17 protein-coding genes are annotated in these 12,909 nt (G+C 44.8%); 6 read left to right on the top strand and 11 right to left on the bottom strand.

Annotated features, from left to right (window positions below):
• Positions 1 to 42: 42 nt before the first annotated feature.
• Genes C825_RS05600 through C825_RS05590 form a run of 3 tightly spaced genes read right to left on the bottom strand, consistent with a single transcriptional unit; the run spans position 43 to position 2,339 of the window.
• Positions 43 to 1,608 (bottom strand): DUF3945 domain-containing protein, encoded by a 1,566-nt coding sequence (locus C825_RS05600; protein ID WP_010801746.1) that lies wholly within the window; start codon positions 1,606 to 1,608, stop codon positions 43 to 45.
• A 20-nt stretch (positions 1,609 to 1,628) separates the two neighbouring features.
• Positions 1,629 to 1,979, bottom strand: coding sequence for a helix-turn-helix domain-containing protein (locus C825_RS05595; RefSeq protein WP_005802306.1), 351 nt, complete (start codon positions 1,977 to 1,979; stop codon positions 1,629 to 1,631).
• 3 nt (positions 1,980 to 1,982) lie between these two features.
• The gene (locus C825_RS05590; RefSeq protein ID WP_010801744.1) at positions 1,983 to 2,339 is read right to left on the bottom strand and encodes a helix-turn-helix domain-containing protein; all 357 of its coding nucleotides are present in this window, start codon (positions 2,337 to 2,339) and stop codon (positions 1,983 to 1,985) included.
• 202 nt (positions 2,340 to 2,541) lie between these two features.
• Here C825_RS05590 and C825_RS05585 point away from each other — a divergent pair, with 202 nt between their 5' ends.
• Entirely contained in the window at positions 2,542 to 2,841 is a 300-nt protein-coding gene (locus tag C825_RS05585; protein WP_010801743.1) for a helix-turn-helix domain-containing protein, read from the top strand.
• Positions 2,842 to 2,872: 31 nt separating this feature from the next.
• The gene (locus tag C825_RS05580; protein WP_004310576.1) at positions 2,873 to 3,178 is read left to right on the top strand and encodes a helix-turn-helix domain-containing protein; all 306 of its coding nucleotides are present in this window, start codon (positions 2,873 to 2,875) and stop codon (positions 3,176 to 3,178) included.
• A 78-nt stretch (positions 3,179 to 3,256) separates the two neighbouring features.
• Here the strand turns inward: C825_RS05580 and C825_RS05575 are convergent, their stop codons facing one another.
• Together C825_RS05575 and C825_RS05570 are read right to left on the bottom strand one after the other, a co-directional pair.
• Complete coding sequence (locus tag C825_RS05575) at positions 3,257 to 3,619, bottom strand: hypothetical protein (protein ID WP_010801741.1); 363 nt, start codon at positions 3,617 to 3,619, stop codon at positions 3,257 to 3,259.
• A gap of 11 nt (positions 3,620 to 3,630) precedes the next feature.
• Positions 3,631 to 4,866, bottom strand: coding sequence for a site-specific integrase (locus C825_RS05570; protein WP_010801740.1), 1,236 nt, complete (start codon positions 4,864 to 4,866; stop codon positions 3,631 to 3,633).
• 361 nt (positions 4,867 to 5,227) lie between these two features.
• Between C825_RS05570 and C825_RS05565 the strand changes: the two genes are divergently transcribed.
• The 4 genes from C825_RS05565 (at position 5,228) to C825_RS05555 (ending at position 6,862) form a co-directional block, all read left to right on the top strand.
• On the top strand, positions 5,228 to 6,016 hold the full coding sequence (locus C825_RS05565; protein ID WP_010801739.1) for an Rpn family recombination-promoting nuclease/putative transposase: 789 nt from the start codon (positions 5,228 to 5,230) through the stop codon (positions 6,014 to 6,016).
• A 26-nt stretch (positions 6,017 to 6,042) separates the two neighbouring features.
• Positions 6,043 to 6,120: a hypothetical protein gene (locus C825_RS27815; protein ID WP_502706252.1), complete on the top strand. Its 78-nt coding sequence runs from the start codon at positions 6,043 to 6,045 to the stop codon at positions 6,118 to 6,120.
• 164 nt (positions 6,121 to 6,284) lie between these two features.
• Positions 6,285 to 6,590: a hypothetical protein gene (locus C825_RS05560; RefSeq protein WP_007655283.1), complete on the top strand. Its 306-nt coding sequence runs from the start codon at positions 6,285 to 6,287 to the stop codon at positions 6,588 to 6,590.
• Positions 6,587 to 6,862 (top strand): Txe/YoeB family addiction module toxin, encoded by a 276-nt coding sequence (locus C825_RS05555; RefSeq protein ID WP_010801738.1) that lies wholly within the window; start codon positions 6,587 to 6,589, stop codon positions 6,860 to 6,862. Before C825_RS05560 ends, C825_RS05555 begins: the two co-directional genes overlap by 4 nt.
• Before the next feature lie 101 nt (positions 6,863 to 6,963).
• Here the strand turns inward: C825_RS05555 and C825_RS05550 are convergent, their stop codons facing one another.
• The 6 genes from C825_RS05550 to C825_RS05525 all read right to left on the bottom strand — a co-directional run bounded on the left by C825_RS05550 (position 6,964) and on the right by C825_RS05525 (position 12,851).
• Complete coding sequence (locus C825_RS05550) at positions 6,964 to 7,416, bottom strand: HU family DNA-binding protein (RefSeq protein ID WP_010801737.1); 453 nt, start codon at positions 7,414 to 7,416, stop codon at positions 6,964 to 6,966.
• Positions 7,417 to 7,677: 261 nt separating this feature from the next.
• Positions 7,678 to 8,127 (bottom strand): HU family DNA-binding protein, encoded by a 450-nt coding sequence (locus C825_RS05545; RefSeq protein ID WP_010801736.1) that lies wholly within the window; start codon positions 8,125 to 8,127, stop codon positions 7,678 to 7,680.
• A gap of 43 nt (positions 8,128 to 8,170) precedes the next feature.
• The gene (locus C825_RS05540) at positions 8,171 to 8,563 is read right to left on the bottom strand and encodes an HU family DNA-binding protein (protein WP_010801735.1); all 393 of its coding nucleotides are present in this window, start codon (positions 8,561 to 8,563) and stop codon (positions 8,171 to 8,173) included.
• Between the two features lie 485 nt (positions 8,564 to 9,048).
• Entirely contained in the window at positions 9,049 to 11,499 is a 2,451-nt protein-coding gene (locus C825_RS05535; protein ID WP_010801734.1) for a DUF4906 domain-containing protein, read from the bottom strand.
• A gap of 43 nt (positions 11,500 to 11,542) precedes the next feature.
• Positions 11,543 to 12,457, bottom strand: coding sequence for a hypothetical protein (locus C825_RS05530; protein WP_010801733.1), 915 nt, complete (start codon positions 12,455 to 12,457; stop codon positions 11,543 to 11,545).
• Between the two features lie 253 nt (positions 12,458 to 12,710).
• Entirely contained in the window at positions 12,711 to 12,851 is a 141-nt protein-coding gene (locus C825_RS05525; protein ID WP_162201375.1) for a hypothetical protein, read from the bottom strand.
• Between the last annotated feature and the right edge of the window lie 58 nt (positions 12,852 to 12,909).

Genomic DNA, 12,909 nt, shown 5'->3' with positions numbered 1-12,909 from the left:
TACTTTTTTTACTTTGGATTGGATTTAGTGGCGGACACGGGATTACATCTTCATGCCCTTGTTGTTTTTCTTCGGTTTATCCTGCTGCTGTTGCTGGCTGGCGGTCTTCGGGGCGGTCTGACCTTTCTGCAAAGGCTCTTTCAGGTTCTTTGTCGCCTCGTTGGTCTTGCCCTCGTTGTTCACCGCCACCTGCGTGCGGCTCTCGTTGGACGGGGCGACCTGCTGGGCGTTGTCGGGGTTCGTGTCGTAGCGGTACGGACGGCCCTTCTCCGGGTTGAACTTGATATACATCGTGGCATGGAAGCCCTGCTTGTCGGTCACGTTCTCCAGCTTCACGGCTTTGCCCTCCACGTAGTCGGCTTTCTGTTGGTCGGTGAAGTTCACGCCGCTCCATTTGCTGATGGGGCGAATGCTGCCGTCCTCGTTCGTCCACGTGTTGCGGCGTTGCTCCTTCTTGGTCTGGGCGGCATTCTCCCCGCCTTGCGCCTGACTTTTCGACGTGTCGCTCTTGGCTTCCTGCGTCTGTGCGGTACGGGGCGACCTGCCGGTTCCCGGCACGAACTCCACACCGCGCTGCTCCACGTTCACTTGCAGGGTGGTGACGAACTTCCTGCCGTCGTTGCGCTCGATGAGCTTGTCGCGCACGGGCAGTCCGGCGCGGAGCATGTCCTGCTCCTGCTTGGTAATTTCCGTCTTGCCGATGCGCTCCGGGATGCGCACCTTGTTTGCCGGGATGTCCGTGATCTCATTCGTCTTGCGGTCGATGCTGATGTAGGAGGGGATAATCTCGCCCGTTTCCCTGTCCACGATGTCCACGACCCTGCCGAGGTTGCCCGTTTCGCGCAGGTTCTTCCGGTCGTCGTCGGAGAATTTGTGTTCCTTGTATTCATCTAACTTCTGCTCCTTGCGGATGAAGTGCGGCACGAGGCTGATGTTTCCCTCGCCGTCCTTCTTGAAGGAGAGGCGGGCGTCCAGCTCGAATGATTCGCCGCCGAAGGTGGGTTTGACCTTCACCAAGTCGGACTTGCCGTAGTTGAGCATCTTCGTAAGGTTGCCGGACTTTTCAAGGTCGTCACGCTTCACACCCCATCTGTCCTCCAGTTCCTGCCAGTTGATTTTGCTCTCGTCGATGGGCTGGTAGCCCCGTTTGCCCTGCGTCTGCTGCGGGTTTTCCTGTTGTTCTTTCTGTTGCTCCATGTTTTCCTGTTTTTGAGGTACTTGTTTTTCTACCTGTTGTGAAGTCTGTTCTTCCTGCACCTTCTTCTCATAACCGGAGGTGTCCACCTTGTGAGGGGCAAGCAGTTCCTTGTTCCCTTCCGGGTCTTTCAGCAGTTGCTTCATCACCTCCAAGATATTTTCGGCTTGGTCCGCCGCGATACGGTAGAAACCGAAGCGGCTGGGTTCCTTGCACTGCCGGAAGAAGTTCTTGAAGAAGTTGTCCAGCACGTCGCCATGTCGGTCGAATTGCAGGAAACTCTGCGCGTTCTCCGCTTTCGCGGGGGTGCGCTTGGGTGTGCCGTCCACGTTCAGCCCGGCTACCACGCTGATCTCGCCCGTCTTCTCGTCACGGACTACCAGCACGTCCTTTTCGTCTTTTTTCTTTGCCATCTGAAAAATGTTTTAATGGGTTATTTATGAAAGAAATTATGGATACGAGCCTTGTAGAAGGCTATATCTTCCTTTTTGAAGTCCTTGATATGGTTGGAAAGGAATGTCAGCACGTCCTCCTCGCTGTAATAGGTTTTCTTGCCCAGTGTCTTGTAAGGCAATGCGCCGACGCTGCGGTAGCGTTGCAGGGTGCGCTTGCTTATCTGGAGCAGCATACACAAGTCCTGATTGTCGAAAAGGCGGATGCTTTCCGTGATAGCGGGCTGTTTCCCCTCAGCCTTCATCGCCAGCAGCAGTTCGTCCTGACGGTCGAGCCGTTCCATCAGCTTCTGCATCCAGACCTCGAAGTTGTTTCGTGTGAGCAGTTCCATGACCTATGTCCTCCGTCCTTTGGGGCTGCCGCCCGTGCGCAGCGTGTGGTTCCGTTTCAGTTCCTGCGGTGTCGCCGCGTCCTCGTTGACGGCACATGCTTCAAGCAGGCGGTCGATTTCAGACTGCCGGTAGCGGCATTTGCCGCGCAGCACGACATAGCCGATGCGTTGCTCGCTGCGCATACGCTGGAGGGTGCGGGTACTCACGTTAAGCAGGTGCGCCGCCTCGCGTGTGGTGAGCAACCTGTCGGGCGATGCCGCTTTCTTGTCGCCGGAGACGGCACGGACGTGTGCCGCAATCTCCGCTATCTGTTCCGTCAATGACCGGAAGGCGGAACTTTCCATCGTTATCACTTTCATATTCAGTCCTTTCTTTTTGTTTCTGCGGCAAAATTCGGCAATAAACAAAAGGGGCTTTAACAACTCACTACGTGACTCACGTAAGATTTTTACGGAAGATGGCTCCGTAACCCGGTCAAACGGCGCAACAGGCAGCCTTTCAGCGGAAAACGGTACGTGTTAAGGGCTGCGTCGTTACCTTTGCGGGCAAACCGATAATTTTATGAATATGGAAATAGTATCTATCGAGAAAAAGACTTTCGAGATGATGGTGGCGGCATTCGGCGCACTCTCGGAGAAGATCGCCGCCCTGAGGCGCAAAAGCGACTCGGGGCGCATGGAAAAATGGCTCACGGGCGAGGAGGTCTGCGGGCAGTTGAGAATCAGCCTGCGCACGTTGCAGACGCTTCGTGACAGGCGGCTTATCGGCTACTCGCAGATAAACCGAAGGTTCTATTACAAGCCGGAGGAGGTGAAGCGGCTGATACCGCTTGTCGGCACGCTCTATCCGCACGGCAGATGATTTGATTTATTCACCCACTGAATCCGAAGTTATGATGAACGAGAACAACGATGTTTTTACGATGGAAGACGAGCCGATAGCCTCTGTGGTGCAGGATATGCGCAAAGGCTCTAAATGGCTGTCCGCATTTCTGGAAAGTTACCGTCCTCCGCTGGACGGGGAGCGTTACCTGACGGACGGCGAGGTGGCGGAACTGCTCCGCGTGAGCCGACGCACCTTGCAGGAATACCGCAACAACCGTGTGTTGCCCTTCATACTTTTGGGAGGGAAGGTGCTTTACCCGGAAACGGGGCTGCGCGAGGTACTGGAAGCGAACTACCGCAAGCCGCTGGAGTAAGGCGGCCAACATGAAAAAGGAAACGGGCGACACCTTTTGTGGTGCTGCCCGTTTCCTTGTCTTATGGGGTATGTGCAATCAGCAGTACCCGGCTTTTCCGTTCTGTATGAACATCACGTATGCTTGCCGTTTCTCTTTTGCGAGAGCCTTTCCCACCAGCCATGTACGGAAAAGGTGGGTGTTGTAGGTGTTCAGCCGGAAAGCAATCGGAATGATGATTTCAAGCGCGTACACGTCCGCGTACAGCCCGTTTTCAAGCTGCATGTAGCGGCACACCTCGTAGTCGTTCAGCACGTCCGACTTGCGGACGGCTTTGATGGCTGCGTTCACTGCCGGGACGATCGTATGGAACAGTCCGGCGATTTCGGTGGCGGTCATCCACACGTCGTTACCGGTTACGCTGACCGCTTTGTCCTCTATGATGATTATGTCACGTTTCATGGCTTCTCTTTTTAGATGGTGCAACCTGCAAATTCCTCAACGTTGTTCAACCTTGCCGCAAGGTTCTCCATGTCCTGATTGAGCTTCTCTTTGGTTATCTTCGCGTAAATCTGCGTCGTCTTTATGCTCTTGTGTCCGAGCATGGAGCTGACCGTTTCGATAGGTACGCCGTTGGAGAGGAACACCGTCGTGGCTGCCGTGTGGCGGCTCTGATGCCACGTGATATGCTTGGTGATGCCGCAACGCTTGGCGACGGCACGGATACCTGCAAGGCACGTGTTATAATGCGGGACGGGGAATATCCTGCCGTTCTCGCACAGACCCCGGTATTTGCCGATTATGCGGTTGGCGATGTCAAGCAGGCGGATGTTGGACACCACGCCCGTTTTCTGGCGGTTGATGTTTATCCACTCGTGTTCGTCGAAGTAGGTGCGGATATTCTCTTCCGTGAGGTTGCGCATATCCGAGAACGACAGCCCGGTGAACGCGCAGAACAGGTAGAGGTCGCGGTACAGTTCCTGTTTGGCGTTTTTCAGTTTCCCGTCCATGAGCAGGCGGATTTCCTCTTTGGTAAGGAAACTGCGTGTCGTTTCCTCCTTCTTGATTTCATACTCGCGGAACGGGTCGCGTGTCAGCCACTCGTTGTTGATGGCGATGAACACCATCGTCCGTAGCGGGCAGACGTACAGCCACACGGTATTGGTGCAGCAGTGCTTGTCCGTGCGCAGGAACATCTCGAAGTCGGAGATGAAAGCCGGGGTAAGCTCTTTCAGTGCGATGTCCTTCACATGGTAGCGGATGTCAAGGAACTCTTGCAGGTGTTTGTAAACGGTGCGGTACTTCAGCAGCGTGCCTTTGGCTTTCATGCCTGCTTCCACCTGTTTTTCATAGTCCTCGTTGTGCTGGCGGAACACCTGCATCAGCGTGTGGTAGCGGTGCTCCAGTCCGAGAAAAGCGTTCTTGACCTTCTCTGCCGTGACGAAGTTGTCACGCTCCATGATTTCCTGATAGTGCTTGTTGATGCGCACCCGCATCTTGTCAAGCATACGGTTCGTTTCGAGTGCCGCCGTGCTTCTGCCCGTGACACGCCCCCCTTTGGTGTCCCACAGCTTCGGATCGACACTCAGCTTGCAACTGAATTGTGTCTGGTTGCCGTCCACCGTGATACGTCCCATGACGGGAACTGTCCCGTCTTTCTTCACTACCTGCCGTTTGAGATAGTAGATAACTGAAAATGTACTCTTCATCGTCCTTAATTTTTTTGGTTTCAAAATTAGTTGGTGAAGAGTCCTTCTCTGGTACGCAAAACGGTGAGGAACGGCGCAATCTTTTTCCGTAACCGGATTTTTCGCGTGAGTTGTGGGTAACTCACTATCCCTCTGCGCCTTGTTTCTCTATCCGTACCCGTTTGTCGCATTATCGGGCATGGTTACGAACAAGTAACGTTGCGGCGTCAGGATTTGGCTTCGGCAGGGATTGTAATGGCTTCACGAATTTTCGCCACTTAAACCAAAACCCTTGTAACTCAATTCTATCACTATATCTTTCCGCATTTCACTTTTTTGTAGTAACTTTGTATAATTATAAATATCAATATATTATACAACTATGAAAGAAGAAAATTACATCCGATTCGATTGGGCCGCAAAAAGGCTCTTACGCAACAATGCGAATTTCGACGTACTCGAAGGATTCCTCAAAACTCTTCTGGAAGAAGATATTCATATCATGGAAATTCTCGAAAGTGAAGCAAACATGGAAGACGAGAGTGATAAATTCAACCGTGTCGATATCAAAGCAAAGAACAGTAAAGGCGATATCATCATCATTGAGATACAAAACACACATGAGATTTATTATCTTGAACGCATTCTTTACGGGGTAGCGAAAGCAATTACCGAACATATTAATATAGGAGACTCGTACTCATCCATAAAAAAAATCTATTCCATCAGTATCATCTATTTCGATATGGGAAAAGGAGAAGACTATATTTACAAGGGTTCTTCACGCTTCTGCGGACTCAACACCCATGATGAACTCGAAATCAGTCTGAAAGAAAAGAATGCCATCATCAGAAAAACACCAGATAAAATTTTCCCGGAATACTATCTGATACGCGTCAACGAATTCAATAAACTTGCCGTAACTCCTTTAGAAGAATGGATCACTTACCTGAAAACCGGGAAAATATCCTCCGAAGCCAAAGCCCCGGGACTTCCCGAAGCGCGCGAAAAACTTCGCTATTACGATATGCCCCCTCAGGAACGTCAAGCCTACGACCGTCACTTAGAAAATATAATGATCCAAAACGACGTCCTAAGTGCTGCCAAGGAAGAAGGGTTGAGCAAGGAATTGAACAGGGAATTGAGCAAGGGATTGAACAAGGTAGCCTAAAAGCCACTAAGGCTATAGCATTTAACATGAAAGCCAAAGGCTTGGATCCGCAAACAATCAGCCAATATACCGGACTTTCTCTCGAAGATATAGCCATACTATAACACAAATCAGAGAGATACATAAATATTTATTGCCTTCGCCACTACCCGAACCGGAAAGCGATAAAATCTTTCCATCGTGCAATCGTTAAAATAACATTATGCATATATTATCATTATATACACATTGTATTTTTGCATATATTTGTACTCATAATATTTAGAATATGAATACAACAGAGTTATTTAAACAACGAAAAGCAGTAGATCTTCCATCTGATTCGGTTAGAAGTTTGGCGATGGCTGCTGCTGCAAAAGGAATAAGTTTGAAAAAATATTTGGAAAATGTCTTGCTAGAACAAGCAAAAGCAATTGATGCAGCCTTAAATAACCCAAGTCCATCAGGTGATCCTTTTTTTTCCGATGAAAGAAATATAAACCGTATTTTGCAATCTAGCGAACAAGCAAAGGCCGGAAAAGTGACTACCATAAGTGGGAAAGATGAATTATTCAGACTATTGGAAGGGTTATGAGTTTTAACTTATCTTACACTGATGATGCCATTGATGACATCCGTTTGCTAAAAAAGAACGAACCCTCTGCATATAAAAAGCTGACAAAACTACTTGTTGAATTGATGGAACATCCGGAAATCGGAACAGGAAAGCCGGAACAGCTACGAGGCAATCTCGTCGGCAAATGGTCACGCCGAATAACAGATAAACATCGCTTGGTTTACGAAATCCACAAAGATAAAATTGATGTACTTATTGTCAATGCCTATGGTCATTATAATGATAAATGAATCTTGGTTCTAACCTGATTCTTCTATTTAAGAAAAAACAAAACAGGCACGCCCCGTTATCCGGTCCGTGCCTGCTTTGTTAATCAGAAAAAGAATAGTTCCTATTCGATTTCCGGACGGTCGGAACCACCGCCTTCGCTACTGCCCGAACCGGTTTCATCGGTTTTGGGGATTTCGAACTTTTGGATACTTACTTCGTTCAACATCCCCTTGAAATAAGCCCCCGGGGTAAAGATGATTTTACGATGGCGCAAAACCTCGGCATTTACAGCCTCTTCCGTATCCTGGCTCTTGCTGCCGAAAGCAGGACGGAACGTCCCGAAATCACCCAGCTTCACCGACAAATGATTTTCCAGATTCCACATGATCGCATCGATCAGACCGTCAGTCACCATTTTCACTACGCCACGGGGCGCCATACCAACCTTGGTTACCTGATCGCAAAGAGCGGAATAATCTACCGTACCTGCCAACAATGGGCGGGCTACATACTTCACAGCCTTGGTTTTATCAAACCCGAAAACAGTTTTCTTAACTACATACTTTAATGCCATACTAGTTATTTTTAAATGATTATAAAAAAGGATATAATGAATTCTTTGTTTTCAATAAATAATCGATTACACTGCAAAGATATACTATGCTCAAAGGGGTAAAAAGCAATAAAAACAGGACATCAAAACGCAATAACATTCTAATAAACAACGTATTGATCCCAATAAAAACTCATAAAAGAAGCTTTTTTCCTGTTCTCACTGCTTCTCTGAAACTGCAATATTTTAGATACTTTAATACGTTACTTACTCCGGCGAAACCTATTCGATTTCCGGACGATCTTCTGAACCGCCGCCCTGAGAACCGCCTGTTTCATCAGTTTTGGGAATTTCGAACTTCTGGATGCTTACATCACTCAACATCCCCTTGAAATAAGAACCCGGAGTAAAGATGATTTTACGATGGCGTAAAGCTTCCGCATTTACAGCCTCTTCCGTATCCTGGCTCTTGCTGCCGAAAGCTGGACGGAACGTCCCGAAATCACCCAGCTTCACCGACAAATGATTTTCCAGATTCCACATGATCGCATCGATCAGACCATCGGTCACCATTTTCACTACACCACGCGGTGCCATCCCCACTTTGGTCACCTGGTCGCAAAGAGCGGAATAATCTACCGTACCTGCCAACAATGGGCGGGCTACATACTTCACTGCCTTGGTTTTATCAAACCCGAAAACAGTTTTCTTAACTACATACTTTAATGCCATACTGATTTGTTATTAAATGATTATTAAAAAAGAGACTACAAATTCATCGTTTTTCGGACTTCCGGACACTTGCATTATCCAGTATCCTTTTGAAATTTCCGCTTGTGGTAAAGATTATTTTGCGACGGCACAAAACATCTGCATTCACATCCTTTTCCTCACTCTGAGGCTTACATCCGAGTCCCGGACGAAACGTCCCGAAATCATCCAACTTCACCGACATGTGATTGAGCAGATTCCATTCCAACACCTTGATCAAATCGTCGATAACCATTCTTATCACACTGTTCGACACTCCCATACAACGTTTGGCGGCCTGTTCATAAAGCTCGGGATAATTCACTGTACCGGCCAGCAGAGGGCGGGCTACATATTTCTCTGTCCTGGTTTGATCGAAACCGAAAACAGTTTTCTTGACTACATACTTTAATGCCATACTATTATTGTTTTATGATTACGAAACAAAGGTACGACGGGCTGTTCCGACGAAAACGGGATAGAGCGGTTTAGTGCGGGATAAGAAGGTTTAAATAGGAATAAATCGGTTTACTGCCACATATGTACCTAATCGCAACCGTTTTTTCATCCAAACACCGTCAGACCTTTGTTTCTCGATTATGTTACAAAGATAGGACACCGGTCAGGGGCCGAGGGACCCTACGGAAGGATACGGGACTATTCGGGAACATTCGGGTACTTTTTTCATTCAATTGCACTTTAGTACCCCAAATTTGGAAAGGACTACAACAAAAAACTATTGAAAAATATAGGGAAATCAGTACATATTTTACTGACAATTTTTCAGATTTCGGTTTTGATTATATCTTGTGGTTTTATAAACACAACCGACTATCCCCGTTCACAACGAAGGGAAAGTCGGTTTGAAAGGCACTGTCCATCATTTTGTATAGTGCCTATATTTTACTTATCACGAACGCAACGAACATAACTATTATTACCTATATTATTAGGATTAGATAATGCTAAATTACCTTGAGCATAATAAAATGCACGGGAAGGTTCAAACGTTGAATATGTGCGAGAAATAAGACGCTTATTCGTTAATCCGGCTACCCTCATCATTGAAAGTTCACGCTGATTGGGTAAACGCCAACCATTACCTTTCTCAGAACAAATAGATCTATTCTTGTCAGCTTTGTCATTTTGACCTGTAATTTTTAAAGTACCACTTCCATTTTCATCAGAATATTCAAATGATTTATAAAGCAGATTATCTGGTGCCATATGCCCTCCACTACGACTTAACTCACCTGTTACCTGCTTATTTCTGTAAGCTGTATTATCTATAAGCATTGTAATAATTTTATTCTTCTCTGAATAATACTTACTATTCGGTTTATTTCCAAAATTCCTAATACAACGAAGTTGAAATTTATCATTATTACCAGCGCCCTTGGCAGACATCGCACCTATCGAAGAGCCTTCCTCACCCCATAAAATATTTCGACTCTCAACACCATCCTGAACCTTATAAGAATTACTCACAAAATGCATCTTGGCTCCTGATTCAAGCTTATATAAACGAGCCTCCTTCAAAGGCTCAGCCCCAATCCACATACCGATATATTGGTTTATTGCAGGCAAATACCATTTCATTTCATCATCGTCAATTACACCATTTCCGTTTTCATCCCGGTTTCTAGCCATACAGGCAGCGTAAATCTTTTTCATTTGGCTAATTGCAGGCCAAGTTACATCAATTCCTACCTCTGCTTTCATATTCTTCAATCCATCATCGTCTGATGAATTTTTCTTATTCGTTGTTGCGTTTATACCATAGTCAGTCAACGCACCGGTTTCATTAAGTACTTCGAGCATATACCCGCCATCGTTATCAAAGAATTTACGACCATAATTCTGGCGGATTTTAATTCCGTCTTTCAGTAATGTACTACCATTTCCTGAGGATTTCGATCTGAAAATTATACATTCACGAAAGTTATCAGACATATTTTCTGCGACATAACACGTTAATGTAACTTCTTCTGACCTAGTATTAGCAAAATGAGATTTCAACTCTTCATTAAGTTGTTTCATCGTAGTAATTAATTTACTATTATAAGTATCATCCGATGTTTTATACTTCATTACAGTTGCCCATTTTCCTTCTTCACCTGGTGTTAATGCTTGGGTTGTGTTACTATTCTGATCAAAAATTCTAAAAGAAATCCAATCTGGTAACTCTTCACCATTTTCTCTCACATATTCTTCACCTTTAGGTATAGTGATATTAAAAAACTCATAGTGTGCATCCACATCAAAGGTTCCAGCCGTAAAGCTGATTGTTCCGTCGCCCCGGTCATAAGGCTTGCTAGAATCTTCTACCTCAACGATCAATTTATCTACACCTTCAATAGATATTTTATATGTATATTCGGTGTTGCGGATATTTTCAAAATTATTATAATTACTATTATTGGTATTTCCCAGATGAACATAATAAGTCGCATCGGCGGATACATTTCCTTTATCGGAGTCTCCCTTATAGAGACCTTTCAGTATAACGTAAGTTGCATATTTAGGAGCCGATTCAAATTGAATATCTTTACCTACGGCAGAATGATCGACCTTTTTTTCGCGATCCTCATAAGTTGTTATTCCGGTTGTTGTGTAACGATTTTCAAAAAGACCGAATTCGAATGACTGGCTGTTGTCTTTATCATTCGTTATGGTTCCACCGGGCCAGAAATCGGTATCACTTCCTTTATTCTCCCCAAAAAGGGTTGAAGTTTGCGGCACGTTAACCACCTCGTAAGATTTCAGGTCGAAAGTTGCACCCGACTTGGTACATGAAACTTTAAACTTAACCGAAGATATTATTCTTTCCAATTGAACTTTATAGGAGGCATTCTTAGTAATATCGATTAAACCGTCGGTACTACCCGAAACGCAACCGACCATCGGGATTAAATTACCGGTCATTAATAAGTTTCCAGTGAGTTCGGCCTTTTTAGCCAACAGTTCGTTTCTAGTTGTTACTTTATCCAAATCCTTAATAGAAGCAAAACTTGCGTCTGCATTTGCTATTGCGTAAATATAATGATCTCCCATTGCGGTAGGGATATTTGATGCTATCGTTCCAGTTGATGCAGATGTGTTAATATTGCAAAACAGTGGACCATTCCCTTCTATGTTTCCATCCTTATCAAATATAAATAGATAAATACCATCAATCAAGGTGTAATCATTCACACTTTTTGTAACGATCTGATCTACTTCCGGAGCTTCGAAGGAGATACTGATTGAGACCGGCTTATCGCTATCGCCTCCTACTTCTTCTTCGTTTGAACAGGAAGAGAAGAATAAACAGCCGATCAGGAAACTTAAAAATTTCACATTATATTTTTTCATGACTTCTACTATTTTATATTTAAAAACTTACCCTATATCTTATTTAATTGAAAGACGGAACATTTACTTCGACCGACGAGGCTTTCACTATTTCATAAGTGAAATCAGTTACGGTTTTTGTTGTCAAGTCATATTTTACGGTAGCTTTAAGTAAATATACATTATCAGCATCCAGAGCATCTTTCATTGTGTGTGTACGTGTAAAATCTTTACCATTAACTTTGCCCTTCAAAGATAAAGTCGGCCTTGCTCCCGGATAAGAATAAGCTCTGTTGATTACATTATAGCTAGTACCTGCAATATTTGTTGTGAATGAGCCGTCAATACCAGATGTTGTATTTTGATCTTTATCCAAGATATTTGTCCATGAAACAGAAGCTTCCGATAATGCTATTTCAGGATGTTGAGCAGTTACATCACCTTCGCCATTTTCTGTTACAATCACATTGACCGATACATCCAAACGTGCTGTCAACTGGTGCACATCGATCGCAATATTTCCATTTTCTGTCGGAGTAAAATTTGTATTCGTTCCGTACTTTGGCAAAGCAGCAGCATTCTGGGTTAATAATTTTTTGATTCCATATTCTTTAAATTCAACCTCACTACTGATTGCTTGTAATGCAACTATATCTTCATCCGATATATTTACAAATGCATAGGCGTTAGATTTGACTAGCGGAAGACGGGTAGTGCCAGTGTTTGTACCATTTTTTAAAACGATCGGAGCAGTTGTAGGAATTCCTTTACTATCGAAAATACCGATTACTGCATTTTCTATATTCCCTTCCTGAGCATCCAAATCAACAGAAGCTTTTGTCTGTATGGAACCTAAACTTATTGTTACCGGAACTAAATCACTGTTCTCTACAGGAGTATCAAGTAGTTCGCTTTCGGAAGTACAAGCTGCGAAACCAATCAATGTAACGATTAATGCGAAGATATTCTGTAATTTCATGACCCTATATTTTATTGCTTTATTTACTTTCTCGTTCAATTTTATATTGCAAATGTAGGGTATGCCGAAATAAGTGGGGATAGGTCAGAATCTCATGTTTAAGGGGTAAAAGTGGCAATGTGGAAAAGTAGTGAAAATTGATAGTTACACCCCTAACCAGAGATAGATTTACAAAGGTCGAAGCGTCAAAACAACAAAGGAATACAATGTTTTTTAATGCATTCTCCTCCTTTTTTTCTTCTATTGGCGGGAATCAGCGGGCTGATTCAATTTCCGGGCGGTCGCCTCCGCCTCCGGGATTCAGTAAAGGAGTTTCCGCACTGACCAGTTTAAGGTAGCCGAAACTTTCTTCTACATGAAGAATGTTTAAATTTAGTGTCGTAATTTTTTTCATGTGCATTAAATTAGGATGAATACTTTATTTTTTCCAGAGAGCAATAAAGGTAAGCGAT

The sequence above is a fragment of the Parabacteroides sp. ASF519 genome, from assembly GCF_000364265.2.
GTDB lineage: Bacteria > Bacteroidota > Bacteroidia > Bacteroidales > Tannerellaceae > Parabacteroides > Parabacteroides goldsteinii.
The sequence above is the reverse complement of the archived record's forward strand: the minus strand, read 5'-3'. Positions and strand labels throughout refer to the sequence as shown.

What these genes read in the sequence shown, in the direction of transcription:
- C825_RS05600 (WP_010801746.1), bottom strand. Translation starts at nt 1,608, where the DNA reads ATGGCAAAGAAAAAAGACGAAAAGGACGTGCTGGTAGTCCGTGACGAG.
- C825_RS05595 (WP_005802306.1), bottom strand. Translation starts at nt 1,979, where the DNA reads ATGGAACTGCTCACACGAAACAACTTCGAGGTCTGGATGCAGAAGCTG.
- C825_RS05590 (WP_010801744.1), bottom strand. Translation starts at nt 2,339, where the DNA reads ATGAAAGTGATAACGATGGAAAGTTCCGCCTTCCGGTCATTGACGGAA.
- C825_RS05585 (WP_010801743.1), top strand. Translation starts at nt 2,542, where the DNA reads ATGAATATGGAAATAGTATCTATCGAGAAAAAGACTTTCGAGATGATG.
- C825_RS05580 (WP_004310576.1), top strand. Translation starts at nt 2,873, where the DNA reads ATGATGAACGAGAACAACGATGTTTTTACGATGGAAGACGAGCCGATA.
- C825_RS05575 (WP_010801741.1), bottom strand. Translation starts at nt 3,619, where the DNA reads ATGAAACGTGACATAATCATCATAGAGGACAAAGCGGTCAGCGTAACC.
- C825_RS05570 (WP_010801740.1), bottom strand. Translation starts at nt 4,866, where the DNA reads ATGAAGAGTACATTTTCAGTTATCTACTATCTCAAACGGCAGGTAGTG.
- C825_RS05565 (WP_010801739.1), top strand. Translation starts at nt 5,228, where the DNA reads ATGAAAGAAGAAAATTACATCCGATTCGATTGGGCCGCAAAAAGGCTC.
- C825_RS27815 (WP_502706252.1), top strand. Translation starts at nt 6,043, where the DNA reads ATGAAAGCCAAAGGCTTGGATCCGCAAACAATCAGCCAATATACCGGA.
- C825_RS05560 (WP_007655283.1), top strand. Translation starts at nt 6,285, where the DNA reads ATGAATACAACAGAGTTATTTAAACAACGAAAAGCAGTAGATCTTCCA.
- C825_RS05555 (WP_010801738.1), top strand. Translation starts at nt 6,587, where the DNA reads ATGAGTTTTAACTTATCTTACACTGATGATGCCATTGATGACATCCGT.
- C825_RS05550 (WP_010801737.1), bottom strand. Translation starts at nt 7,416, where the DNA reads ATGGCATTAAAGTATGTAGTTAAGAAAACTGTTTTCGGGTTTGATAAA.
- C825_RS05545 (WP_010801736.1), bottom strand. Translation starts at nt 8,127, where the DNA reads ATGGCATTAAAGTATGTAGTTAAGAAAACTGTTTTCGGGTTTGATAAA.
- C825_RS05540 (WP_010801735.1), bottom strand. Translation starts at nt 8,563, where the DNA reads ATGGCATTAAAGTATGTAGTCAAGAAAACTGTTTTCGGTTTCGATCAA.
- C825_RS05535 (WP_010801734.1), bottom strand. Translation starts at nt 11,499, where the DNA reads ATGAAAAAATATAATGTGAAATTTTTAAGTTTCCTGATCGGCTGTTTA.
- C825_RS05530 (WP_010801733.1), bottom strand. Translation starts at nt 12,457, where the DNA reads ATGAAATTACAGAATATCTTCGCATTAATCGTTACATTGATTGGTTTC.
- C825_RS05525 (WP_162201375.1), bottom strand. Translation starts at nt 12,851, where the DNA reads ATGAAAAAAATTACGACACTAAATTTAAACATTCTTCATGTAGAAGAA.